The following is a 25,230-nucleotide window of genomic DNA, read 5'->3' as shown; positions in this document are numbered from 1 at the left end:
CATGCGCCTGCGCCTGCTGGCCGCCTGCGCCGTCGCCGCGTCGCTGATCATCGCGGCGCCCGCGTCCGCGCACCCCGCCTCCTCCCCGGCGAAACCGCGCACGGTCGTCACCACCGACATGGAGCAGGACGACCTCGCCTCGCTGATCCGCTATCTGCTCTACACCAACGACCTCGACACGCAAGGCATCATCTACTCCAGCAGCAAATTCCACTGGGCCGGCGACGGCCAGGGCACCGAGTTCTTCCTGCCCGACCGCGAATACACCACCCCGCAGACGTCGTGGCGCTGGACGGGAACCCGGACCATCCAGGATCAGGTCCTGCCGGCGTACGCCAAGGTCTATGGGAATTTGAAACGCCACGACCCGGACTATCCGTCGCCTGCCAAGCTGCGCTCCCTCGTCCGAGTCGGCAACATCGACTTCGAGGGCGAGATGTCCGCGGACACGCCCGGCTCGAACCTGATCCGCGATCTGCTGCTCGACAAGGACCCGCGGCCCCTCCATCTGCAAGCGTGGGGCGGCACCTCGACCATCGCCCGCGCCCTGAAGTCCATTGAGGACCGCTATTCGCAGACGCCGCAGTGGAAGCGGGTGCAGGCCGCCGTCTCGGCCAAGGCCGTCATCCTTGCCAGCGGCTTCCAGGATGAGACCTACGCGAACTACATCGCGCTGAAGTGGCCCGCGCTGCGCGTCGAAGAGCTTTCCGCCGGGTACGCCACGTGGGGTTACAACTGCAACTGGGGCGGCGCCGGCAACGTGCGCGGGCTGCCGGCCGACCGCGTCTACTTCACCGGGGCGTGGACGAAGGCCAACATCCAGATCGGGCCGTACGGGTCGTTGTACCGCTCCTGGCTCGACGGGCAGGCGATGCCGGGCGACCCGCTGGACATCTTCGGCCTCCCCGCGGAGGCGCCGAACGGCTGGTGCAAACCCTTGGAGCCGTACGACTTCCTGTCCGAAGGGGACAACGTCGCCTTCAACCCGTTGCTGGGCTGGGGCGGCCGGGTCACCCAGATCTCCACCTCACCCAACCTGTGGAAGCTGGCGCCGACGGAGAAGGACGCCTCCGGCGCCGACGTCGCGAACCTGACCACGCTCCGCTGGGCCGCGGCCGCCCAGAACGACTTCGCCGCCCGCATGAAGTGGACGCTGACGCCGTCGTACCGCAATGGCAACCACGCTCCTTCCGTGCGCGCCGCCGACGATGCGCTCCGCGCCCGGCCGGGCGCTTCGGTCACGCTGTCCGCCCGCACCTCCGACCCGGACCGCGACCGCGTGTCCGTGCGCTGGTGGCAGTACCGCGAGGAGGGCACCTATCCGGGCCCGGTCACGGTGACCCCCCACGGCAACCGGGCGACGGTCAAGGTGCCGCCCGACGCCAGGCCCGGCCAGACCATCTCGGTCATCGCCGAGGCCACCGACAACGGCGAGCACCCACTGTCCCGCTACGACCGGGTGACCATCAGGGTGGTCGCCGGGTGAGGTGACCGACCCGTTCACAGACCGGATCGGGCCGCGCGTCAACCGACGCGCGGCCTTCCCGCCACTGCGGCAGGCGCGACTCGATCTCGGCCCGCGAGTTGCTCTGCGAGTCGACGTAAGAAATGCAGCACCCGCTGCTTGTCCCAGGGGCAGCCTGGCACGCCCAGACCGAGCCAGATAACCTCACCCCGGCCCCGACCGGAAGCAGGTAACCACCGCTCCGACGAAACGGGGGGAACTCAGGATCGGTAATCTCACGGGGCGCGTGAACGCGATGGGTCTCGGGGCTGCTCCACAAGCGAGCCTCGCTGGTGTGTGGCCCGGTACCCCTCGGAACCCGCCCTGGCGGTTCGGCACTCCGTGTGACTGCATGTCGCTGCTCGCCATCTTTGTGTTCCTGGTCCAGAACGTGGGGTCCGTGCTCGTCTCCAACGGTCTGTTACTACGGGCTTTAGTCAATGTCATGTGTGGCCGTCGTCGATGTTTGTGAAAAAGATCATCGATATAGACCGGCGTCTCCCCGTTTCGTACTCTGATCGCCCTGGGGCTCGATCATCAACCGCTGCGCCGCTCCGCGCCGCGGTGTTCGCCCATGCCTTGGCGTGGAAACACGGGGAGGACGCTGGATGCTGCCCAGAAACAAATGGGCCCCAGGACTGGTGACGCGATGGCGCCGCCTGGCCGTGCTGGGCCTGGTCGCGGTGACGGGCCCGGCCCTGATCGGTTTGACGCCGGTTGCGGCGGCCGCGGACCCGAAGAAGCCGGACTTCCCCGAGCCGCAGAAGATCGAGCGGGTCGAGCTGGGCAAGAGCAAGGTCCAGCGGCGCGACATCCCGAAGAAGACCTACGCGAAGTTCGACGCTTCGAAGAACGCGGCCCTGCCCGCCGTCCAGGACACCACGGTCAAGCTGACCGGCCGTTCGAAGGTCCGCGCGGGTTCGTCCCCGGTATCGGTGAGCAGCGCCGCGGCCACCCAGGTGCGGGTCACCACCGCCGACCAGAAGGCGGCGCAGGCGGCCGGCGTCAACGGAGTGCTGTTCACCTTGCGCGACGCGGCGGGCCCGGTCGAGGTGACCGTCGACCCGTCAACGTTCCGCAATGCATACGGCGGCAACTACGCGTCCCGCCTGCGGTTGGTCCAGCTGCCTTCCTGCGCGCTGACGACGCCTCAGCTTGAGCAGTGCCGCACACAGACGCCGCTGCCGGCGACGAAGGCCGGCGAGCTGTCGGCGACAGTGGCTTCCGGATCGATGGTCCTGGCCGCCGCGGCGGCTGATTCCGGCGCGACCGGTGACTACAAGGCGACCGACCTCTCGCCCGGTGGCTCCTGGGCGACCAGCGGCAACACCGGCGCTTTCACCTACAGCTACCCGATCGTCGTTCCGGCCGCTCCCGGCGGCGGGGCGCCGTCTCTGGGTCTTTCCTACAGCTCCAGCGGTCTCGACGCTCGGACGTCGGGCACCAATAACCAGTCCTCGGCGGTCGGCGACGGGTGGTCGTTGCCGGACAGCTTCGTCGAGCGCACCTACAAGGCGTGCGATGACGTCGACGGCTCGGGCGCGCCGGACAACTCGGGTGACCTGTGCTGGGGCGGGCAGATTCTGACGCTGTCGCTCAACGGCAAGTCGACCGCGATCGTCTACGACGACGCGACGAAGACCTTCCGGCCCGCCGACGATGCCTCGACCACGAAGATCGAGAACCTGACCGGCGCGACCAACGGCTCCAAGAACAGCGAGTACTTCCGGGTCGTCGAGAACGGCGTGCAGTACTACTTCGGCCTCAACCGCCTGCCGGGCTGGACCGACGGGGCCGAGGAGACCAAGTCGGTCCGTACGGTGCCGGTCTACAAGGCACACTCCGCGGTGTCGGCTTGCCCGGACGGTGATTTCGCGGCGACGGCGTGCAAGCTGGGCTACCGGTTCGGCCTTGACTACGTCGTCGACCGCAACGGGAACGCGGTGGCGTACTACTACAACCAGGAGCTGGGCTACTACGGCGCCAACATGAAAGACACCGCCGTGGAGTATGTCCGTGGCGGCTCTCTCAAGCGCATCGACTATGGCTTCCGCGGCACGCCGTACGTGGCGAACCCGCCAGCGCGGATCAGCTTCACCAACGACGAGCGCTGCCTCGACGGGGTGCCGGCCGGCAACACCTGCGACAACAGCCAGTTCACGGTCGCCCATCCCGAGTACTGGCCGGACACTCCGGTCGACCTGAACTGCTCCAGCGGCAAGGACTGCACCAATCACGCGCCCACCTTCTGGTCGCGTCAGCGTACTAAGCGGATCGTCACCTACGCGCTGGTCGGCGGCGCGCTGAAGCCGGTCGACCAGTACGACCTGAACCAGACGTTCCCGGCCAACGGCGATGAGGCGCCGACCCTGTGGCTGGAGTCGGTCAAGCACACCGGTCTGGACCGGCTCGGCGGAGCCACGGCCGACGCCGACGGCGGCACCGTCACCTTCTACCCGAGGCAGCTGCGCAACCGGGTCGGCACCCTGCCGGGCCTGGAGGCGATGTGGTTCAACCGGATCGGCACCGTCGTGTCCGAGTCCGGCGCGGAAACGATCGTCGACTACTCGACGCCGAACTGCGCCGGCGTGCCCGCCAGCGATCTCAACGACGACGACACGGCGGCGCAGGCGTACGCGTCGACGAACAAGACCGGCTGTTTCCCCGTCTACTGGATGCCCGAGGCTCAGCCGCGCGCGTTGATCGACTGGTTCTACACGCATCCGGTCACCCGGATCACCACGATCGACAACTACAACCACTATCAGGACGGCAGTCAGCCGAAGACCGTCACCGAGTACGCCTACAAGGGCGACCCGGGCTGGCGCTACGACGACAACGAGGTGGTGAAGAAGGAGAACCGGACCTGGGGCCAGTTCCGCGGCTACCCCGAAGTCGACGTCACCACCGGTGACACCTCCGTCTTCCACTACACCAACAAGAACCAGGTCTACGACCAGAAGACGCTGTCCAAGTCCTTCTACTTCCTGGGGATGAACGAGGACATCCTGCCGGGCAACAAGACCCGTCCGGCCAGGTCGTGGACCAGCACCGACGGCTCGGTGACGGTCGCGGACTCGCCGGAGTTCGCCGGTCAGGTCTTCGAGACGGTGAACTACCTCAACGGCGCGCCGAACGCGACGACGATCACCGTTCCGAAGGTCATCGGCCCGACCGCGTCCCGGGCCCGCACCGGTCTGCCCGCGCTCGAGGCGAACATGGTGGTGACCGCTCAGTCGTTCGCCCGGCAGAAAGTGTCGTACGGCTGGCGTACGAACGAGACCCGTACGTTCTACAACACGACGCTGGGTCAGAGCACGACGGGCATGCCGGTGCAGAACGACGACCGGGGCGAGGTCGGCGCGGCCGGCAACGTCACCCGCTGCGCGTTCACCCGCTACGTCGAGGGCGCGGTCTCGCTGGTCGGTGGCGGCACGGCCCCGTTCGTCCTGCCGGCTGAGGTCATCACCACCACGCAGGACTGCTCGGCCGCCGGTGCGACGCCGTCGGGGACGCTGATCTCGGGCGCCCGTACGTCGTACGACAGCAAGACCTTCTCCTATATCGGCGATGGGCAGGCCAGCCCGCAGAAGCCCACGGCCGGCAACCCCACCTTGATGCAGACGGCGGCCACCGCCTCCGGGGCGACGGTCAGCAAGTGGCTGGACGGCACCGCCACCACCTACGACGTCCACGGCCGGGCCCGGACCGTGACCCGGACGCCCAACTCGACCGGGCTGGCCCAGAAGACGTACACCCGCTACTCGCCGGACACCGGCGTGCTGCCGACCGCGGTGACGACCGTCGTCCAGGTCACCTCCGGGGTCGACTGCTCGGCGGTCACCGTGTCGAGCAAGGACTGCCAGGTCTCCTCGAAAAGCCTGGCCGCGGCCCGGCAACTCGCGATCGGCGAGACCGACGTGGCCGGCGCCCTGACCACTGCCGACTTCGACGCGCTCGGCCGCATCACCAGCGTCTGGCTGCCGAACAAGAACGAGGCGGCCGGAGCCCCGGCCAACATGACCTATCAGTACGCGGTGCGTTCGACGGCGCCGAGCGTCGTGACGACCCGGACGCTGAACGACAGCGACCAGGCGGGTGCCGCGCCGACGTACACGGTCAACAAGGTCCTGTACGACGCGCTGCTGCGCCCGCTGGAATCGCAGACGACCGGTGAGAACGGCAGCACGGTCGTCTCCGACACCCAGTACGACTCGCACGGCTGGACGGTGCTGACCAACAACGCCTACGCCGTCTCGGGCAGCCCGTCCGACACCCTGATCTCCGACCGCCTGTCGCAGGTGTCGATCCCGTCGACCACGGTCACCGACCACGACGGCCTGGGCCGTGCCACGCAGGTCACGGCCGAGCACAACGGCGTCGAGACCTGGCACACCCGCAACGCCTACACCGGCGACAAGGTCACCACGATCCCGCCCACCGGCGGCATCGCCACGACCAATATCGCCAATGCCCGCGGCCAGCTCACCGAACTCCAGCAGCACACCACCGCGCCGGCGATGTCCGGCAGCCTGACCGGCGGCTTCACCGCCAGCGGCGGCACGGCCAACAGCATCACCTACGGCTACACCCCCTCCGGTCAGCAGGCCACCATTACCGGTCCTGACAACTCCGTGTGGACCTACACGTACGACCTGCTCGGCCGTCGAACAAAGACGGTCGACCCGGACACCGGCGCGAGCGGCATGACCTACGACGACGCCGGCAACGTGACCCTTTCTCAGGATGCCCGCGGCCTCCAGACGACATTCACCTACGACCTGCTCGGCCGCAAACTCACCGCCACGAAGAAGAGCACCGGCTTCAAGTTCGCATCCTGGACCTACGACACCCTTCGGATTGGCAAGCTCACCTCGTCGACCCGCAACGTGCCCGACGTTGTCGGCGGCTACACCGTGGCGGTCACCGGTTATTCGACGCTGGGCAACCCGCTGGGTCAGACCATCACCTTGCCGACGGCGGAGAAGCCGCTTCCGGTGTCGCACACGACATCGTTCGCCTACACCTCGAACAACGAGCTCCTCGCACAGCAGACCGACCCGGCCGTCGGCGGACTTCCCGAAGAGACGATCAACTACAGCCACAACCTGCTCGGCGCGCCGACCAAGACCACCGGCATCGGGTCCTACATCGCGGGCACCATTTACACCGACTTCGGCCAGCCCAGCAAGGTCACGCTGGGCTCGTCCAGCAACCAGGCCGAGATCCTCTACAGCTACGACGAATACACGCTGCGCCGCGCCGGCCGGCAGGTCTCCCGGGTGCAGGGGATCGGCCCGCTGGTGGACGAGACCAACTACAGCTACGACGACGCCGGCAACCCGTTGTCGGTGGTGAACAAGCAGTCCGAGAACGGCAACACCGTCACCGACACGCAGTGCTACCGGTACGACAGCCTGGCCCGCCTCGCCGACGCGTGGACCGCGTTCGGTGCGTGCCCGGCCGAGTCGGTGCTGAAGCCCGCGGCGGGCGCGGTGGCGACCGGCGCCGGCTCGTACTGGCAGTCGTTCACCTACGACGCGATCGGCAGCCGCAACCAGCTGGTGGATCACGCCACCGGCAGCGGCACGAGCGACGTCACCACCAAGTACACGCTCGGCTGTTCCGCGAACTGCAACCGCACCGGCACCCAGCCGCACACGCTGACCGCCACGAGCCTGAACGCCGACCCGACGACCTTCGTCTACGACGTGGCCGGCAACATGCTCAGCCGCACGGCGACGAGCGGCAAGAACCAGACGCTGAAGTGGGACGACGAGGGCCGTCTGGCCGAGGTCACGACGAGCACGGGCACGACGAAGTACCTCTACGACGCCGACGGCAAGCAGCTGATCCGCCGGGATCCCGGCCGCACCAGCCTGTTCGCCGGCGACACCGAGGTCGTCATCAACACAGCCGTGAGCCCAGCGGTCACATTGGGCGCGGTCCGCACGTACAGCCACGGCGGTGCCGGCGGCGCGGTGGCCATCCGTTCCACCCTGCCGGGCGGCGGCACCCACTACATGATCAGCGACACCCACGACAGCGCCACGCTGTCCATGGACACCACCACCCAGGCCATCTCCCGCCAGCAGTTCAAGCCGTACGGCGAGGACCGGGCAACCGCCAACACCACCGGCTGGCCCGACCTGACCCGCGGCTATCTGGGAGCCCCGAAAAACCTCGACACCGGCTACACCGACACCGGTGCCCGCAAGTACGACCCGGCGCTGGGACGATTCATCAGCCCCGACCCGCTCCTGGTGACCACCGACCCGGCCCAGCTGGGCGGCTACACCTACGCCGGCGACAACCCCATCACCAGCTCCGACCCGTCCGGCCTGATCGCCAAAGAACCCGCAGGCGGCTGTGGCGGCTGCCAGACAGACGGCGGCGGCGGTTCGAACCCGGTCAAGCCCAAGGAGAAGATCCCCGGTTTCTATCCCATCCCCGCGGGGGGGCGGGGGCGGCCCGACGTGGGATCCGCCGGCCTCGGGCGGCGGCGACTTCCAGCAGTACGTGCCGCACATCATGGACATGGCCAAGAAGACCGGCGTGGACCCGGACTTCCTCCTGGCGAACTACATGATGGAGGCGCATCGTTGCACGGAGATCGCCGGCTGGACGGCTTGCCGGGTGATGCAGGCCATGCAGGCGGGCAACCCCGTAATCCCCGGCCAGGGGAACGACGCGTCGATCGGCACCGCGAACTTCGACCGGGACACCTTCAATAAAACAGTGTCACCCGACTCGGGGGAACCGCGCCCCGAGCTAGCCGGCCGCGAGTGGACAGAATTGGTGTCCGACAAGATCCTGAACATCGATGCCATGGCCTACCGGCTCAAGGACCTCGGCGACGCACTGCCCGACGAGCAGAACTACCGTTCGGACTACACGCGGACCGAGCTGGCCAGAATGGGTTACCGGGCCGGGGTGGACAACATGAACAAGGTGGCGACCGGGCAGTACCCCATGGGCGACGAAAGCCGCAAGAACAACGAGATCTTCAAAACTCAGCTGACGCGGGCCCGGGTCTACATCGACTTCTACAAGGAGTACTACGAACCGGAGCGGGATTGTGGATGCGCGTGACGTTGCGACGTCGGACGGCCGCCGGGTCCGTTGTCCTGGCCGGGCTTCTCCTGGCGGCCGGCTGTGGTTCGCCGGACGTCAGGGCCAGCCGCGACCTGGCGGACGAGGTGAAGGTCGACGGCTACCGCCGGGCGTCGGACTACACGAAGGGGAACACGGCGCGGGTCTCCTTCGTGGGGCCGGCCGGCGTGAACCTCGAGACCGCCGTGTCCGTCAGCGGATGGTCGGCCGGACCGGCGCCCGGAGGGTTCTCGGACAAGATTCCCTTCCAGTGGGTCCTCAATGGCTCCGCTCGGTCCGGGGATCGCGACTGCGCCGTGGTGGTCGAGAAGCTGCGACGCGGGAACGAGCAGCTCGCCAGGGGCCTGAGTTCGCAGGAGATGCAAGATCTCACGGCCGGGCAGCTGGACTACGTGAATGTCTCGTTCATCTGCAACCCAGGCTAGTACTCCAGCAGGAGATCCGTTTTAGTGTTCCGTGCGTACCTGTCGGGCGTAGTGGCTGGTCTTGGCGATGGCTTGGTGTCGGCGTCTGAATATGGACCAGGCGATGACGTCGGCCATGCGGCGGCCGGGGTCGACGATGAGGGCGTGGCGGAGAGCCGCTGCCACGCCTGTTTCGGCAAGCCGGCGGCGAGCCGGTCGGCCCGCAACACGCCGAGCCCGGTCGCGACGTGATGCGAACAGGCGACCGCAAGGACGTAGCCGAGCCGGTGGCCGCGTAGTGCGGCGGCCAGTCGTGGGTCGCCGGAGCCGCCGCCAGCCACTGCGCCGCCACCACACGGCTCTCCGGCCGCCCGGTGTCACCGCGGTCGTTGCAGGCCGTCCAGCATCAGGTTGAGGGTGAACTCGAAGCGGTCCGCGGTCGAGCCGGAGGTCAGCTCGGCCGCGTAGCGCCTGGTGTTCGGGAAGGAGGCGGGCAGGGCGGTCAGGCGGCCCATGAGCTCCTCGCGGCCGGCCACCCAGGCCTCGTCGCCGCGGATCAGGGAGACCTCCAGGCTGTGCGCGTTGACGTACAGGTTCAGGGCGTCGACGGCCCAGGCCGCCGTCTGCGGGGCGATGCCGCCCGCGAGCAGGATGGCGAACATGCCCTCGCCGACCCGCAGTGTGTCGGTGTTCGCCGGCGCGGCGGCCAGGGCGGCCCGGGAGATGCCGGGGAAGCGGTGGTACTGGTCCCGCAGCCGGGTGCAGACGCCGATGATCTGCTCCCGCCAGGCGCCCGAGTCGGGCTCGGGCAGCTCGATCTCGGCGCACAGCCGGCCGATGAGCAGCTCGTCCAGGTCCTCCTTGTTGACCACGTGGGCGTAGAGCGACGACGGCCCCGTCTCCAGCTCGGTGGCCACCCGCCGCATGGTCAGGGCCTCGTAGCCCTCCCTGGCCACGATGCCGAACGCCGTGTCGAGGATGGCGTCGACCGTGATGGGCTTCTTCGTGCCGCGGGACGGGCCTCGGCGCAGCCCGGGCGCGGCCGGGGCCGCGCCGAACTGGTGCCGCGCGGTGCGGCGCTGCTCCGGAGTCGGTGACATAGCAGCAGCTTAGCCGATTTCACGAACGGTGTTCTGTTTCACTCCGAACACCGTTCCTATTGACCCGAACACTGTTCTGATTCACTGTTCTCGTATGCGTACCTCACCGCGATCCCTGCGGGAGGCGTGGGTGGCCCTGGCCGGGCTGTCCGCCGTCTTCCTGTTCGAGATGCTCGACAACTCGATCCTCACCGTCGCCCTGCCCACGATCGGGCGGGAGCTGCACGCCTCGGCGACCGCCCTGCAATGGGCCACCGGCGCCTACGCCGTCGTGTTCGGCGGCCTCATGCTGGCCTTCGGCGCGGTCGCCGACCGGTTCGGCCGCCGCCGGGTCATGCTCGTCGGGCTCGCCCTGCTCGCGGTGGCCAGCCTGGCCACCGCCTTCGTCACCACCACGGGGGAGCTCATCGCGGTCCGGGTGGCCATGGGCGTCGCAGCCGCCATGACGACGCCGGGCTCGGCCGCGCTCGCCTTCCGCCTGTTCGACGAGGACGGCCTCCGCGTCCGGGCCTTCAACATCATCTCGACCGTGGGCATCGCCGGCCTGGCCGTCGGCCCGACCGTCGGCGGCTTCGCCCTCGCCATCGCCCCCTGGCAGGCGCTGCTGCTGGTCAACGTGCCGATTGCCGTCCTCGCCATGGCCGGCGTGTGGTCCGGGGTCGCCCCGGACGACGCGAGCGGCCTGAACACCGATCCGGTGGACGTGGCCGGGGCCGTCCTCGGCACCACCGCTATCGTGGCCGCGCTGGTCGCGCCGACGTTGTTCGTCGACGACGGCGCCGGCGCGTGGGCGCCCTGGGCCGTCACGACGGTGGCCGTGCTGGCCGCGGTGCTCTTCGTGCTCCGCGAGCGCACGGCCCGGCACCCGCTCGTCGACCTGAAGCTCGTCGCCCACCCGCTGGTCGCCAGTGGCCTGGCCTTCAAGGCCGCGACCGGGCTGGCCGTCGCCGGCGTCGGCTACCTCATCTCGCTGCAGATGCAGCTCGACTGGGGCTGGTCGCCCGGCCTCGCCTCCCTCGGCATGCTGCCGCAGGTCATCGTCCTGATCGCCGGCGGCGCGCTGCTCAACCCCCTGGTCAAGCGGGTCGGTCTCGAACGGGCCGGATGGCTCAGCGCGGCCGCGGTCGTGGCCGGCCTGGCCGTCTACGCGCTGCTCGGCGGCCACGGCTACCTCTGGGTCGCCGTCGCCCTCGTGCTCATGGCGGGCGGCCTGCGCGTCGTCGGCGTCGTCGCCGGCACGAACGTCCTGCGCGGCCTGCCGGAGAGCCGTACGTCCATCGGCGTGGCCCTGACCGACACCGCCTCCCAGGTGAGCGGCGGCGCCGGCCTGGCCGTGGCCGGCACGATCCTGGCCGCGATGTTCACCGGCCCGCTCACCGCGACACCGTGGAACGCCGGGCAGACCGCGGAGTTCCACGACGTCGTGACCACCGCGGGCCTCACGCTCACCGTCGTGGCGGCGGCCCTGGTCGGCTGGGGGATCCTCAGAGGCGCCGGTGGTCGTGGTAGCGCGTCACCGAGCCGTCCGGTGCCGTCACACACCGGTAGTGCTTGAGGAAGTCCCAGAGCAGCGGGCACTCCTCGGCCATGGTGTTGTGCGAGCGGTAGAGGTTCTTCGTCAGCTTGACGACCGGGATGCCGCGGCGCTTGAAGGTCCAGGTCTGGAAGCGGCGGCGATAACCGCTTCGCCCCTCCTGGACGACGTCGGCCAGGGTCAGGCCGTTGACCCGCAGGTGATAGCCCGCCCAGCTGTCGAGCTGGTTGTCGATGTCGTCCCACAGCGTGCCCTCGAGGAAGGCCAGGTCGCCGTAGCCGTAGATCTGATAGGTCGGGATGGGGCGGTTGCCGGCGGGATAGGCGACACCGTCGAGGGTGACGTTGCCGGCCGCGTCGGGCGCGGCGGTGAACGAGGTGGACGCGACCGCGGCGAAGTATTCGGGGAAGGCGATGGCCAGGTTCTGGGTGACCGAACTGCCCGCCGACTGGCCGGTCGAATAGAACCGGGTGGGATCGACGTCGTACCGGGAAATGATGGTCTCCCGCAGCTGGCGGAAGAACGCCAGCGAATCGCGGTGGCTGACCGACACGGAATTGACGCTGTACTGCTCGCAGACGACGACCAGGACGAAGCCCTCGCGCTGGGCGACCTTCCACCACTGGGTGGCGTCGAGGAACACCTTGTCGGTCTGGCTGTTGCCGGGCCAGACGAACAGGACCGGCGCGTTCCGGCGGGCCGACCGGGGGCGGTGGACCAGATATTCGCGGACGAAGCCGTTCACGGTCATCGTGTGCACCTCGATGCCGAGGCGCTTGTAGTCGGCGCGCTCGAAGAGCTGATTGCCGTACGCGAAGAAGTTCTCGTAGCGCGTGTAGAAGGTCAGGAACTCCAGGATCTGCCGCGTGGACACATGTCCCGGCCGGACGACGGTCCTGGCGATCGGGCCGGCGTGCGACGTCATCCATCGGTCGCCGCGGTTGGCCTTTCTCCAGTACGCGAGGCTGGGGCCGATGGAGCGGCGCGGATCGGCGTACAGCGTGGGCAGAACCGTTTCGTCGTACCGGATCAGGTCGAAGCCGGGCGGGAACACGACGGGCGTGTAGCCGTCGGTCTCGCCGCCGAACGTCCGGGACGCGTAGCCGTCGAGGTATTCCTGGCTCAGGCCGGTCGAACCGACGTACGCCTGGGCGATGACCCGGAGAGGGTGAGCGACGGCCCAGGCTTCGAGCGCGGGGCCGCCGGCGCCGTAGCCGACGAAATAGTGCAGGCCGAAGATGGAGAAGTAGCGGTTGCTCTGGAAGAAGGCCATGGCCGCGTCGACGTAGGCGGCCTCCTCCTCGGGTGTTCCCCAGCCGCCGGGCCCGGGTTCGAGGATGAACAGGCCCTCCTCCCGCTCGTCGGCGATCCGCTTCCACTCGCGGATCACCTCGTCCGGTCCGGCGATCACGGTGAAGTACGACCGGATGGGCGTCTCGGGAGAGATATAGACCTTGGCCGTACGCCCTCCGTCGAACGATTTCGTCCACAGGCCGGCCATCTCGCGGGGGAGCTTGTTCGCCCGCGAATAGTCGTAGCCGGGGAACGGGCGTCCGTCGAGGGAACGGGCCTCGCCGGCGGCGGAGGCCGGGGAGGGGGCCAGGGTCGCGGCCACCGCGAGGGCGGCGCTGCCGCCTAGGAGGGTGCGTCGGTCCATGGGGCGTCCTTTCGGGGTTCGAGGTGGTCGCGGGCCCGGCTCAGGGCGAGCCGCGCGTGCTCCTTGCCGCCGACCTGGGCGACGAGCGTGGCGCGGGGGATCTCCAGGGCGTACGGCAGGCCGGGCGGCAGCGCGCCCAGGATGCCGGGGATGTCGATGCCGCCCTCGCCGGGGAAGAGGCGCTCGAAGCGGGCGGTGTGGATGAGGCCCTCGTTGGTGGCCGGCACGGCCGGGGGCGCGTCGCAGACGTGCACGAAGTGGAACCACTCGGCCGGCAGCTGCCTCAGGTCGGCCACGCTGGAACCGGACCGCGCGAAATGCAGGAGGTCGACGAGAATGCCGGCGTTGGGCTGGGCGGCGCCGCGCAGAACCCGTACGGCGGCTTGGAGATCGGGGGTTTCCGTCCATGAGGGAAACTCGAGGTCGACCGTGAGCCCGAGCGGCCGGGCCATCTCGCACAGCAGCGCGAACCGGTCGGTCTTGCGGGCCCGGTCGGGGTCGGGCAGCTGGCAGATGACGTGCCGGGCGCCGAGCTCGGCCCCCGCCTCCAGGAAGCGCTGGAAGTCACGCGGGTCCTCGTCCGGGCTGATCCGGGCCAGCTCGATGTCGAGCACCTCGATGCCGGTGGCGGCCAGGCGCACCTTGGTCGTGCGCATCAGGGCCGGGTCGGTGGCGAGCGGATAGTGCGGCTCCTGCGGCGTGACCCGGGTCAGGCGCAGGCCCACGTAGCGATATCCGGCCTCGGCGGCCGCGTCGACCAGCTCCGGCGGCGACAGGCTCAGCGCGGTCAGATGGGCCAGCGAGAAGTCGTGGCGCTGGTCCGGTTCCTTGCGCCGGCGGAGGTTGAGGAGGCGGCGCTCACGGTGGGCGGCCATCCGGACGGGCGCGCCGGCCGGGCCGTAGCCGTCGTAGCCGCCGAGGCGCTGAACCACCGAGAAGAAGACGCGATGCCCCAGCATCTCGGTGGCGAAGTGCAGGTAGGCGCCGCGCTCGTCGCGGTCGTAGAGGATCGAGTGCTCGCGCAGCGCGGCCAGGAAGCCCGGCTCCAGCTCGAAACGGGCGTCCAGGTCGGCGTAGTAGTTGTCCGGGATCTTCAGCACGTGCTCGCCCAGGGCCCGGGCGGCGGCGATCGCGTCGCCGGTGCGGAAGGCGACGTGCTGCGGGTTCGGGATCACCGGGGCCCAGTCGCCGCGGCGCATCGGCGCGGTGTTCAGCGCGATCCGCACCCGGCGGGCGGGATCGGCGGCGGCCCGGCTCAGGATCGGCCCGAACGGCGCCGCGATCTCGGTGGTCTTCTCGGCGTGCAGGCCGAGCACGGCCCGGTAGAAGAGCGTCGACTCGTCGAAGTCGTCCACCGAGTCGGTGAGTGATATGTGGTCGATGCCGTCGATATTCGGGTCTCCGGCCGGTTCTTCCTCCAGGGGCGCGAAATCCCGGAGCCAGCTCTCGTCCCGTACGAGAAAGATCGAAGTGCCGTCCGGGGCCGCGATGGACGCGAGGTCGGCCTCCTCGGGCCGGCGCAGCCGGGGGAGGACCGGGGCCAGCAGCCGTTCGGCCCGCGCGGTCGACCGGGCCGGATCGGCGGTCTCGACAGCCAGCGCGCACACCGTGGCCGTGCCCGGTGCCACCGTCCGTTGCGCCGCGAAGTTGAGAAGGATCCGCGCCGTGCCCTGCTGCCACAGCTGCACCGGCTTGGACCGATGCTTGCCGGAGTGGACGAACCCGAGCGCCGCGAGGGCGCCCGAGACCTCGGGCCCGGAGATGTCGTCGACGGCCAGCTCGGTGAAGACGATCCCGGTCAGCTCGGGCGGCTTCTCGGCGGCCTTCAGATCGAGCACCGAGCGCATTCCGTTGATGGCGGCGTGCCGCGGATCGGCCTGCCGGTACACGTCATTCGAGACTTCCAGCGACAGCGGCCCGTCATAGCCGGTGTCCTCGACGTACCGGGCGAAGCCGGCGACATCGAGCTCGCCCAGGCCCGGGAACAGACGGTGGTGCCGGCTCCGCTCGGCCACGTCCATGCTCGCGCCGGGCGCGTCCGCCAGCTGGACGTGGAAGATCTTCTCGCCCGGTACGACCCGGATGCTCTTGGCGTCGGGCTCCTTGATCAGCACATGGAAGCTGTCCAGGCAGAGCCCGAGCGCCGCGTGATCGGCCCGCCGGACGATCCGCCACGCGTGCGCGGCCGTGTTCACGAAGCGCCCCCAGGCCAGCGCCTCGTAGGCCAGCCGCAGCCCGTTCCGCTCGGCGACATCGGCCAGCGCCCGCAGCTGCTCGGCGGCCAGGTCGTCGTCGTCCACCGCGTCGCCCGACATCGACGAGCTGACCACCACGGTCCGCACGCCGATCTCGGCCAGCACGGCGAAGGTCCGCTCGGCCCGCCGAAGATTGCTCCGCAGGACGCCCGGCGGCACCGCCTCGAAGTCCGCGAACGGCTGATAGGCGTCGACCGCGAGCCCGCGACGAGCACACTCGTCCCGGATCCGCGCCGGACTCCACGACGAGCTGACCAGGTCACTCTCGGCCAGCTCGACCCCGTGGAACCGGGCGGCCGCGGCCGCCGCCAGCTTGTCCTCCAGCGTCCCCGACAGACAGTGGGTGGCGATGGCCAGCCTCGTCCCTGACGGACGTACTGGATAGTTCATTATCGCCCGCGTCATGGCGTGACCATAACTTCGAGCTGCTCTGCGGTCCAGTGGGTCCGCAGAGCGGACCTCAGTTGACGCCGGCCGTCAGCTCGCCGAAGAGCCGGCTGGCGGCCGGCGACGTGAACTGCCGCTGCAATTCGGCGCGGGCGAGCTGCTTGCGGAACTCGCCCTCGTACGACGCGTCGCCGGCGTTGTGCATCAGCTCGGTGATCCAGGTGGCGAAGGCCTGATAGTTCCAGATGTGACGCAGGCAGGTCTCCGAATAGGCGTCGAGCAGGCTCGCGTCGCCCGTACGGACCCGGTGAACGACCGCCTTCGCGAAGACCTCGGCGTCGTGCAGCGCGAGGTGGATCCCTTTGGCGCTCATCGGCGGAACGATGTGCGCCGCGTCCCCGAGAAGATACAAATTGCCGTACCGCATGGGCTCGTAAACGACGTTCCGCAGCGGAACGATCGTCTTCTCGGCGATCGGCCCCCGAGCCACCGGCCGCCCGAAACGCGCGTCCAGCTCAGTCCAGATCCGCTCGTCCGGCCACGCGTCAACAGTGTCGCCGGGCCCGCACTGCAGATAGATGCGACTGGCGTTGGCGCCGCGGGGGATGAGCCCGGCCAGACCCTTTTCGTGAATGGCCATTCCCGATGGGTCGGCCGGAACCTCGGCCAGGACGCTGAGCCAGGCGTAGCCGTACTCATGGCTGTACCGGGTCAGCACGCCGGCCGGGATCGACGCCCGGCTGACCCCCCGATCACCGTCGCATCCGGCGATGAATTCGGCTTCGACGGCGGTGTCGCCGAAGCGCACGACATCACCCACGGACACGTCCTCCGCCCCGAAGCGCAGATCGCCGCCCTCGCGGAGGAAAAGGTCGGTGAGGTTGCGGACGAGCACCTGCTGCGGGCAGAAGACGCTGTCGCTGTTGTCGTCGCCCTCGAAATCGACCGGCAGTTCCTCCCCGTCGATCCAGAAACCGCTGGCGTCCTCGGTCGAGAGCCCTTTCTCCACGACTTCTTCGAGACCCCACTCGCGATACATCCGCACGCCGCGGCTGTCGATGGTGCCCGCCCGTTGCCGCTTCTCGACGTACTCCCGGCTCCGCTTCTCGACAATGACGCAGCCGACGCCGTTGCGCTGCAGGAAATTGCCGAGCGTCAGACCGGCCACGCCCGCGCCGATGATGACGACCGTTGTTTTCTCAGTCATGGCCCCACTATCGGGACGTGTGAGCTTGCGGCCCACCGGCAGAGCGACACGGCGTACCGGAAACCCGCCAACTACGACCGGAGGTAGCGCCCCGGCGTCTGGCCGACGATCTCGGTGAAAGCGTCGATGAAGCTGGACGGATTCGCCCACCCGCACTCGGCCGCGGTCTCGGTGACCGACATGCCGCTGCCCAGGTGGGCCAGGGCGTGGTGAACGCGCAGGATCGTGCGCCACCGGTGAAAGCTCATCCCCAGCTCGTCGTGGAACAGCCGGCTCAGCGTGCGTTCGCTCGCCCCCACGGCCCGGCCCAGCTCGGCCAGGGTCGCCGCCCGCCCCGGATCGGCGTGCAGCAGCCCGGTGACCGCCCGGAGCCGGTCGTCGCGCGGCTCGGGCAGATGAAGCGACTGCTCGGGCGTCTCCGCCAGCTCATCGATGACGACGGCCCGCAGCCGCTCAGCCGCGCCCGGCCGCCGCCCGGCCGGATCGGTCAGCGCCAGCAGCGCCTCCCGCAGCAGCGCACTGACCGCGAACACGCTCGGCCGCCGGGCCAGCCCGCCGCACAGTTCAGCCGGAATACCGACGAGCCGCACATCGGTCCGCCCGTAGAAATGATGCGAGTGCTCGAACCCCGGAGGCGTCCACGTCACCCGATTGGCCGGCGCCACCCAGGTCCCGGCCTCGGTCGTGATGGCCACGGCCCCGGCCGCCGCATAGACCAGCTGCCCCTCGTCATGCGAGTGCGCCTCCAGGTGAAACCCGCGCGGCAGCCACCCCGCGCCGGTCACAGTCTCTTGGCGGCTTTCCGGCATAGCGCAAAACATTACCGTCAGCGCGCCTGCTGTTGTTGAATCCGGCCGCGGCCCTTGCCGAGTTCACCGCGCTGCGCGCGGAGATTCTCGCGCGCCAGGGTCACCAGCACACCTTCCTCGCTCTGAACCTAACTATCTCCGGCACGGTTTTCGGCTTCGCTCTTGCTCAGCCGAGTCGGCTCCTGGTGTTGCTCGTGGTGCCTTATGTGGCCTTCATGACCTGCGGCAAATACATTGCTCATGACTACGCGGCGCAGGCGATCGGGACATACATCCGCCAACAGTTGAGCGACCGGGTCATCGGCGGGCTTGGCTGGGAGGAACATTTCAGCCGTACCCATGTCGTGCCGGGCCGCAGGTTGTTCTTCGGTATTGATCCGCTATTCGTCGGATTTCCGGGAATCGCCGCCGCGGCGCTCGTCTTCTGTTCGCCGCCCATGGTCCGATCGTTGATGCCGGCATCGCCGCAGGGGATGCTGCTGGCGGTGCTCTGGCTTCTGGGTTTCGTCCTTACTTGCCTCTCGTTCCGAAACCTGTGGCTGACGCGGAAGATCTTCGTGCTTTCCGAGTGGCGCCGGAACGGGACCGGCCGGAGGGCGAAGCGCCTCGTAAAAGCAGCTGAGCCGCCGCAGTGATCTGGGGTGTTCTGTCAGGGACTCCCTCGGAAGGCCGGTCGGCGGTTACATGGAGGGCATGGAACTTCAAGCCGTCCGTCCCACGGTGAAGACGCCCGCGCAGGCGTTCACCGGGGACGTCTACATGACCCCGATCTACAACGGCACCGGCCCGTCGCGGATGACCGTCGCCCTGGTCCGGTTCACGCCCGGGGCCCGCACCAACTGGCACTCGCACGCCGTCGGCCAGACCCTGCACGTGACCGAGGGGGTCGGCCTGGTCGGCATCCGCGACGGCTCGGTCCTGCGCATCCACGCCGGTGAGACGGTTGTCTGCCCGCCCGGCGAGGAGCACTGGCACGGCGCTACCGCCGACACCTTCATGAGCCACCTGGCCATGCTCGAGGCCAAGCCCGACGGCGGCGACCCCACGACCTGGCTCGAACCGGTCCCCGACGACCTCTACCGGAAGGCCGGCCAGCAGTGACCGGCCGCGTTCGAGCTACGACGGCCATCGCCGCCTTCACCGCCACCGGCCGGATCCCGCAGCTGCGCGAGGCCCTGGCCACCGGCCTCGACGAGGGCCTCACCATCAGCGAGATCAAAGAGGTTCTGATTCAGCTGTACGCCTACGCGGGCTTCCCGCGGAGCCTCAACGGCCTCGGCGCTTTGATGGAGGTGGTGGCCGAACGGCGTACAGAAGGAATCGAAGACCCACCCGGCGCCGAGCCGGCCCCGCTGCCCTCCGGCACCGACCTGCTGAGCCTGGGCGCCGCCAACCAGACAAAGCTCGTCGGCGCTCCGGTGACCGGACCGCTGTTCGAGTTCGCCCCGGCGATCGACCAGTTCCTCAAGGCCCACCTGTTCGGCGACATCTTCGCCCGCGACAACCTCGACTGGCCGACCCGCGAGATCGCCACCGTGGCTGCCCTGTCGGCCCTCGACGGCCTGGAGTCACAGCTGCGATCGCACGTGGCCATCGCCCGCAATGTCGGCGTGACCGACACGGACCTGCGCAGTGTGGCCGCCACTCTCCGCGCCCGGGTGGGCGAGGCACCCGCCGACCGGTTGGATCAAGTGCTCGCGTCCTGATCCGCTATGTTGCGCGGGTGCGGATTCAGGTGATCGAAGGGGCGCTCGTCGAGGTGCCCACCCCCGGCGCGACGGGCATGGACCGGCGGGCGTTCGGCGAGTTCATCGGCCCACGAGGCGAGATGGCCTCGTACGCCCTCGGCTGGACCACAGGCGCCGACCCGCACGTGGGCCGCCTGTCGATCGGTATCGGCGCCGGCAACCCCGGCGGCGGCACCTTCCACGCCGTGATCTTCGACCACGGCGACGGCCACGCGTTCTCGCTGATCGACGAGCCGTTCGAGAAGGTGCCGGAGGGCGGCCCCGACCTGACCGCCGACGAGGCACGGGCCCACGAGGACCTGCCGTTCATCTGGGCGGTGGCCGACGCGGTGATGGAGCGCGACCGCCGAGCCTGGTGGCTGGACCATTGGCTGATGGGCACCACCAGCATCCAGACCGGCGAGGTCTTCGAAAAGACCGAGCCCATCCTGTACGTCAGCCACGACGCCGACGACGGCATATGGCAACTGATCGGCGCCTCCGCCGCCAACCCGAAAACCGGAAAACTGGGCCACCTGCACCACGCCGTCGACGAGGACCCCACCCTCCTCGACGTCCTCGACCTGGCCCCGGGGGAGAGCGTCGAACGCGAGGGCCCCGGAAAGCCCTGGACGCCAAGCCGGTAACAGGTCTGTCATCAGCTCGCCGTGCAGGTGACCCCGTTGACGAGGAAGGCGGCCGGTCTCGGGTTGCTGCCGCTGTACGAGGCGTTGAAGCCCAGGCCGACTGTCGCGCCGGGGGCCACCGAGCCGTTCCAGGACTGGTTGGTCACGGTGACGTGGGCGCCGGTCTGACTCCATTGGCCGGACCAGCCCTGAGTGACCTTCTGGTTGCCGGGGAAATCGAAGGCAAGGGTCCAGGCCGGCCACGCCGACGCGCCGGTGTTGGTGATGGCCACCGTGCCGCTGAAGCCGGCGCCCCAGTCGTCGGTGCTGTACGCGACCCGGCACCCCGGGCCTGGCGTGCCAGTGGGAGCCGGGGTCGTGGGCGACGGTGAGGGCGTAGTGGGTGAGGGCGTAGTGGGTGACGGCGTGGGCGTCGTCGCGTCCGGTTCCTGGCCCCAGATCCGGGCACCCGCCTCGTACAGCGGGACCTTCGGATTCACCGCGGTCCCCGGCAGATAGGACGGATCGTTGGTGGGGTCCCAGGTTCCCCCCTCGGCCACGCCGATCTTGAACTGCACCTCCATGCGGTACGCCGACTGGCCCGCCGGCGCGATCGTGTAGCCGCCGCAGTTCACCTCGACGAACCAGACGTCGCCGGAGTACTGCTGCGCGGTGGCCGGCGCCGGGCAGCCCTGCGTGTAACCCGGTGTGACCTGCGGTGCCCCGGCGCCTTCCCGGCGGAAGTAGTACCGGTACGAGGATTTGGTGAGCGCACGCGCCGGGAACGCCGACTTGTTGTAGACCATGACCTTGAGGGCGGTGGCGCGGGCCTCGTTCTGCATGACCGTGGTCTCCACCGTGATCTCGTCCAGGTCCGGCCTCTCGGGGGCCGGGAAGGCGGCCGCGGGCGCGCCGCCGTACTCGCCATAGAGCCGGGCCAGGGCCGAGGTGAAGCCGGCGTTGTAGTCGACGGCCACCTCGTTCATCACGTAGTCGGTACGGACGTCCTGATAGGCGTCGTTGGGCGAGGAAGGCCCGCCGACCAGGGCCCCGTACAGCACGTGCCGGGTGTTCGCCGGCGTGCTGCTGTTGTCCCACCAGGAACCGTGGGCCGTCCGATGGTGCGGGTTCTGCGGAGAGTTGGCGCCGAAGCCGACCAGATAGCTGGACGCTCGCGGATTGTCGCCCAGCGCGTAGTTGATCTGCCGGACCGCGAAGTCGTGGTAGCGGGCCTTGCGGACGGGGTCGGTGAGCCGGTCGCTGTAGACCAGCGCGGCGAACGCGGTGTTGGCCGCGTACCGCAGCGATCCCCAACTGTCGAGCACCGCCTCACCGCCCGGCGAGTACCGCACCTTCTCGCCGTTGACCCCGACGGTCCACCAGTCGAGCCAGCGGTTCGCGTCGTCGGCGTACTTCTGCTTGCCGGTCAGGCCGGCCAGCAGCACGTACGCCCCGAACTGCTTGTTGTCCCAGGCCAAAGTCCACTTGTACGAGCGGGTGGTGGTCTGCGGCTCGGTGCCGAGCGCGTCGTACTCGCTTTCCGCCTTGGCCAGGTACGCGGCGTCACCGGTCGCCCGGTACAGCCAGATGGCACCCCACACCAGCTCGTCCTGGTAGCCGCTCCAGGATTTGTAGAAGGCGGCGGCATCGGTGATGCAATCGCTGTACGCCTTACGGACCGTGTCGGCGAAGGCGTAGAGCTGCCGGGCGTGGGTGAGCAGCTTGTCGGCGTACGCCGCGTCGGTGGGCCGGAACACCATGGAGCTCGCGGCCATCGCGGCCGCCGTCTCACCGGCGAGGTCCGAGCCACCACAGCTGGCATCGATCTTGTACGCGGGACGCGCCATCGGCATCACCTCGGCCGGGCCCCACCATTTGTGGTCGTCGTCGCCCTTGCCCACCTGCCCGTAGAGCACGTTGGCCGAGGGGTGCGCCTTGATGAAGTAGTCGTTGGGCACCCGCAGGTTGTTGAGGAAGGTGCTGAGCTGGCCGGACGAGGCGTACGCGTCACGGTTCTCGACCGCGCCCCAGGCCAGCATCGTGGTGGTGAAGGCCATGGGGAAACCGAACTTGACGTGGTCGCCGGCGTCGAACCAGCCACCGGTGAGGTCGAGCCCCACATCCGAGCCGTCCGCCATGGCGGCGTCGCCACGCCAGGACACCTGACTCCACGCGGGCTTCTTGCCCGAGATCTGCGCCTGGTAGAAGAACATCGACTTCTGCAGCGCCTCGCCGTAGTTGAACGCGGGAGCCGCCACAGCCGGATGCCCACCGTGTCCCACGACGGCCGCCCCCGCCGTGAGCATGACGGCCAGGATTGCCACCGCGGCGCGACGGCACCAGGAATTCCACCGCATGAAGCCCGCCTTGTCATCGACGCTCTATCGACACCCACCAATGGGAGCGCTCCCACACCGTAACCGCCGAAGGCGCCTCCTGTGAAGACCGCCGCATTTCCGGCCTGAGCTTGAGTGTCGCCTGTATGAGAGGTAGTTCAAGATGATTGTGTAGATCGTTCCGTTGACAAGCGCCGCGGAGTTCCCCAATCCCGCCCTCGCCGTCGTGGATCTGCGCTCGGTGGTGTGCTGTGCCCTGTGCGCCGTCACCTGTGCCGCGTGCTGGGCATGCGATGTGTGTCGGGGAATCGAACCCCCGCGCCTGCCCCCGGCGCGCCAGGAGTGAACCGGATTACCCGCCGGCTCTCGGGTTTGCGCACGCCTCCACGTCGGTTACCTGCTCCGCGCCGCTCAGTCGAGCAGATCGACCTCCCAGTTGACCCGCTGGATGAGCGTGTCCACCTCTCGAACCTCACGGGCGAGCTCATCGGCCTGGCGGCGCAGCTCAGCGACCGGCAGCGCCGGGATCATCTTCAGCTCTGACCGCAGCTGCCGGTATCCGCGCTGGCCCTCACCGGCCGCGGCGTCAGCCGCGGACGTGACCATGCTGTGGCGCAGGCGCAGGACGTCGCGCCGGGCGAGCGAGTCGGTCAGGGTGCCACCGTCGACCAGGGTCGCGGCATTGGTCCGGTTGATTCGCCTGATCAGCGACTCAAGCTCGGTGAGCACGTCGCCCACCTCGGTGAGCAGGGACGCCGCGTCCTCAGCCGGAGTCTCACCTTCCTGGAAACGCGCGCTGCCGGTGATGCGGGAGCGGAGCTGTTCAGCACGGCGCGACGCATCTGCGCGCAGCGCGAGAGCCTCGGCAAGTTTCATGGAAGCAGTATGGCCATCCAAGATCGGCACCGCTTCCGATTTTTATCGGCGCAGGCAAAGCCTTCGGCGATCGCTATAGTTCGCCGAGTGATCGGTGGAATCGTCGTCCCGGGACGCGGCTACGGCCCGCAGGCGCCCCTGCTCGACCTCGCCGATGAGGCGCTCCGCGACCGCGACCTACCCATCGAGACGATAAATTGGACCCGTTCCCGACGGCCTCCTGGACATCGGACCGGAACCATTCGTCAGAGCACACGTCCTGGCAGCACTGCACAGATTGCCCGCCGCGCAACCTCTGATCATCGCCAAGTCTCTCGGCACCCACGCCGCCGTACTCGCGGCCGAGCAGGAACTCCCCGCGATCTGGCTCACGCCGCTTCTCCACGTCGACGCCATCGCCGAGGCGATCAGCCGAAACCTGGCGCCCGCACTCCTCGTCGGAGGCACCCGCGATCCCAGTTGGCTTCCCGACATAGCCACAGCAACGAACAAGACCGTCATCACCATCACCGACGGCGATCACGGCCTGCGTCCACCCGGACCGCTACGCGCATACACCGACGCCCTCGGCGACGTCGCAACAGCAATGGAAGAGTTCCTCCACCAACTCGGGTAGCACCAAGCAGATCAAGACGCCGGATCTAGCATGGTCTCCATGAGCGACGTCGACGCCGGTGAGCTACCCGAGCTGTCGTTCACACTCCCGGGCATCCCGGCCTCGGCCGGCGCGCTGGTACGTGGCCGCAAGGGGCGATTGCTCATCCTGAAGCCGACGTACAAGGGCGGCTGGACGATCCCGGGTGGAGTTGTCGAGATCGGCGAGTCACCCTGGGAGGCATGCCGACGCGAAACCAGGGAGGAATGCGGCCTCGACGTCACCACCGGGCGGCTGGCATGCGTTGACTTCCTCCGGCCACGGCCTGATCGTCCGGGTGGTATGCGCTTCCTTTTCGACTGCGGCGTCTTCGACGACGACTTCTTGGCTACCGTGATCATCGAGCCGTTCGAGATCGCCGAAAGCCGGATCCTGCCGATCGACGCGGCGCTGCCTTTGCTCAGCGGACCCGTCCGGCGCCGGGTACGCGCCGGCTGGAAGACAAAGCGGGTGCGCTATCTGGAGGACGGCCGCCGGGTACAGGGGATCAACCCTTAGCGGTCGGGAACCGGCGACCGAACATCGAGAAGCCAATGCAACGCTTCGACGGCGGACCGCCGGTCGCTTCCAAAGGCAGGGCGACCCGACACTGCACACTGGTCCGCCCGCGGATCGCGGCAGAAGAGGACGTTCGAAGGAACGACGCCTGGCGATGTCGAGGTCAGGATGGGAACCATGACCGCAAGAGACGAGATTCTTGCCGCGCTGCCCGCCGTCGAAGCCCGAAGTGCGAACGGCTTGTTCAGCCCTCAAGACGTCGTAGATGAGCTGCGCCGGCGCGGCAGCACCTACGCGGAGTCCACGATAAAAACCCATATCGTGAGCCGGATGTGCGCCACCGCACCTGATAACCACGCCCGCACCTACGACGACCTGGAGCGGGTATCGGACGCTCGGTACCGGTCTAGGTAGATTGCCCCGCACGGCGACGGCATCGAGCGTTATCTGCGGTAGTTGAGTGCACTCAGAAGATCCATCGAATCCGGGTGCGAAAGACTCAAGTCGCGGTTCGGTCAGCCGATTAGACCCGTCGCCATCCA

At 68.8% G+C, this 25,230-nt stretch carries 18 protein-coding genes and 1 pseudogene; 12 read left to right on the top strand and 7 right to left on the bottom strand.

What is annotated here, in order from left to right; translation table 11 throughout:
* Position 1: 1 nt before the first annotated feature.
* The 4 genes from ACFY36_RS15175 to ACFY36_RS15160 all read left to right on the top strand — a co-directional run bounded on the left by ACFY36_RS15175 (position 2) and on the right by ACFY36_RS15160 (position 9,042).
* A complete protein-coding gene (locus tag ACFY36_RS15175) occupies positions 2-1,486 on the top strand; it encodes a DUF1593 domain-containing protein (protein WP_499746552.1) in 1,485 nt (494 codons plus the stop codon).
* Between the two features lie 626 nt (positions 1,487-2,112).
* Positions 2,113-8,238, top strand: coding sequence for an RHS repeat domain-containing protein (locus ACFY36_RS15170; protein ID WP_499746551.1), 6,126 nt, complete (start codon positions 2,113-2,115; stop codon positions 8,236-8,238).
* A gap of 64 nt (positions 8,239-8,302) precedes the next feature.
* The gene (locus tag ACFY36_RS15165) at positions 8,303-8,596 is read left to right on the top strand and encodes a hypothetical protein (RefSeq protein WP_499746550.1); all 294 of its coding nucleotides are present in this window, start codon (positions 8,303-8,305) and stop codon (positions 8,594-8,596) included.
* Positions 8,593-9,042, top strand: coding sequence for a hypothetical protein (locus ACFY36_RS15160; protein WP_499746549.1), 450 nt, complete (start codon positions 8,593-8,595; stop codon positions 9,040-9,042). Before ACFY36_RS15165 ends, ACFY36_RS15160 begins: the two co-directional genes overlap by 4 nt.
* Before the next feature lie 356 nt (positions 9,043-9,398).
* Here the strand turns inward: ACFY36_RS15160 and ACFY36_RS15155 are convergent, their stop codons facing one another.
* Entirely contained in the window at positions 9,399-10,121 is a 723-nt protein-coding gene (locus ACFY36_RS15155) for a TetR/AcrR family transcriptional regulator (protein WP_499746548.1), read from the bottom strand.
* A 94-nt stretch (positions 10,122-10,215) separates the two neighbouring features.
* Here ACFY36_RS15155 and ACFY36_RS15150 point away from each other — a divergent pair, with 94 nt between their 5' ends.
* The gene (locus ACFY36_RS15150) at positions 10,216-11,676 is read left to right on the top strand and encodes an MFS transporter (RefSeq protein ID WP_499746547.1); all 1,461 of its coding nucleotides are present in this window, start codon (positions 10,216-10,218) and stop codon (positions 11,674-11,676) included.
* On the opposite strand, the gene ACFY36_RS15145 is transcribed toward ACFY36_RS15150, so the two are convergent.
* The 4 genes from ACFY36_RS15145 to ACFY36_RS15130 all read right to left on the bottom strand — a co-directional run bounded on the left by ACFY36_RS15145 (position 11,606) and on the right by ACFY36_RS15130 (position 17,970).
* Positions 11,606-13,312, bottom strand: a complete 1,707-nt coding sequence (locus tag ACFY36_RS15145; protein ID WP_499746546.1) for a CE1 family esterase — start codon at positions 13,310-13,312, stop codon at positions 11,606-11,608. The genes ACFY36_RS15150 and ACFY36_RS15145 overlap by 71 nt on opposite strands.
* Positions 13,291-15,972, bottom strand: a complete 2,682-nt coding sequence (locus ACFY36_RS15140) for a TIM barrel protein (protein ID WP_499746545.1) — start codon at positions 15,970-15,972, stop codon at positions 13,291-13,293. Before ACFY36_RS15140 ends, ACFY36_RS15145 begins: the two co-directional genes overlap by 22 nt.
* A 55-nt stretch (positions 15,973-16,027) precedes the next feature.
* A complete protein-coding gene (locus ACFY36_RS15135) occupies positions 16,028-17,161 on the bottom strand; it encodes a 4-hydroxybenzoate 3-monooxygenase (protein ID WP_499746544.1) in 1,134 nt (377 codons plus the stop codon).
* 71 nt (positions 17,162-17,232) lie between these two features.
* A complete protein-coding gene (locus ACFY36_RS15130) occupies positions 17,233-17,970 on the bottom strand; it encodes an AraC family transcriptional regulator (RefSeq protein WP_499746543.1) in 738 nt (245 codons plus the stop codon).
* A 32-nt stretch (positions 17,971-18,002) separates the two neighbouring features.
* On the opposite strand from ACFY36_RS15130, the gene ACFY36_RS15125 reads away from it, so the two are divergent.
* From ACFY36_RS15125 to ACFY36_RS15110, 4 genes are read left to right on the top strand one after another with little or no spacing between them, the layout of a single operon-like run.
* The gene (locus ACFY36_RS15125) at positions 18,003-18,605 is read left to right on the top strand and encodes a hypothetical protein (protein ID WP_499746542.1); all 603 of its coding nucleotides are present in this window, start codon (positions 18,003-18,005) and stop codon (positions 18,603-18,605) included.
* A gap of 58 nt (positions 18,606-18,663) precedes the next feature.
* Positions 18,664-19,071, top strand: coding sequence for a (R)-mandelonitrile lyase (locus ACFY36_RS15120; protein ID WP_499746541.1), 408 nt, complete (start codon positions 18,664-18,666; stop codon positions 19,069-19,071).
* The gene (locus ACFY36_RS15115; protein ID WP_499746540.1) at positions 19,068-19,676 is read left to right on the top strand and encodes a carboxymuconolactone decarboxylase family protein; all 609 of its coding nucleotides are present in this window, start codon (positions 19,068-19,070) and stop codon (positions 19,674-19,676) included. Before ACFY36_RS15120 ends, ACFY36_RS15115 begins: the two co-directional genes overlap by 4 nt.
* Before the next feature lie 17 nt (positions 19,677-19,693).
* On the top strand, positions 19,694-20,344 hold the full coding sequence (locus ACFY36_RS15110) for a hypothetical protein (RefSeq protein ID WP_499746539.1): 651 nt from the start codon (positions 19,694-19,696) through the stop codon (positions 20,342-20,344).
* An 11-nt stretch (positions 20,345-20,355) separates the two neighbouring features.
* Here ACFY36_RS15110 and ACFY36_RS15105 read toward each other — a convergent pair whose 3' ends face one another.
* Both ACFY36_RS15105 and ACFY36_RS15100 read right to left on the bottom strand, forming a co-directional pair.
* On the bottom strand, positions 20,356-22,680 hold the full coding sequence (locus ACFY36_RS15105; protein WP_499746538.1) for a glycoside hydrolase family 9 protein: 2,325 nt from the start codon (positions 22,678-22,680) through the stop codon (positions 20,356-20,358).
* Positions 22,681-23,070: 390 nt separating this feature from the next.
* The gene (locus tag ACFY36_RS15100) at positions 23,071-23,535 is read right to left on the bottom strand and encodes a DIP1984 family protein (RefSeq protein ID WP_499746537.1); all 465 of its coding nucleotides are present in this window, start codon (positions 23,533-23,535) and stop codon (positions 23,071-23,073) included.
* Positions 23,536-23,622: 87 nt separating this feature from the next.
* On the opposite strand from ACFY36_RS15100, the pseudogene ACFY36_RS15095 reads away from it, so the two are divergent.
* The 3 genes and pseudogenes from ACFY36_RS15095 (at position 23,623) to ACFY36_RS15085 (ending at position 25,102) form a co-directional block, all read left to right on the top strand.
* Positions 23,623-24,151: pseudogene (locus ACFY36_RS15095) on the top strand (alpha/beta hydrolase).
* 39 nt (positions 24,152-24,190) lie between these two features.
* On the top strand, positions 24,191-24,688 hold the full coding sequence (locus ACFY36_RS15090; RefSeq protein ID WP_499746536.1) for an NUDIX domain-containing protein: 498 nt from the start codon (positions 24,191-24,193) through the stop codon (positions 24,686-24,688).
* A 177-nt stretch (positions 24,689-24,865) separates the two neighbouring features.
* Positions 24,866-25,102, top strand: a complete 237-nt coding sequence (locus ACFY36_RS15085) for a DUF7669 domain-containing protein (protein ID WP_499746535.1) — start codon at positions 24,866-24,868, stop codon at positions 25,100-25,102.
* The last annotated feature ends 128 nt before the right edge of the window (positions 25,103-25,230 follow it).

Origin of the sequence: Actinoplanes sp. NPDC000266, from assembly GCF_042899005.1 — a bacterium.
In the GTDB taxonomy this organism is placed as follows: domain Bacteria; phylum Actinomycetota; class Actinomycetes; order Mycobacteriales; family Micromonosporaceae; genus Actinoplanes.
This window is presented reverse-complemented; position numbering and strand designations above follow the sequence as displayed.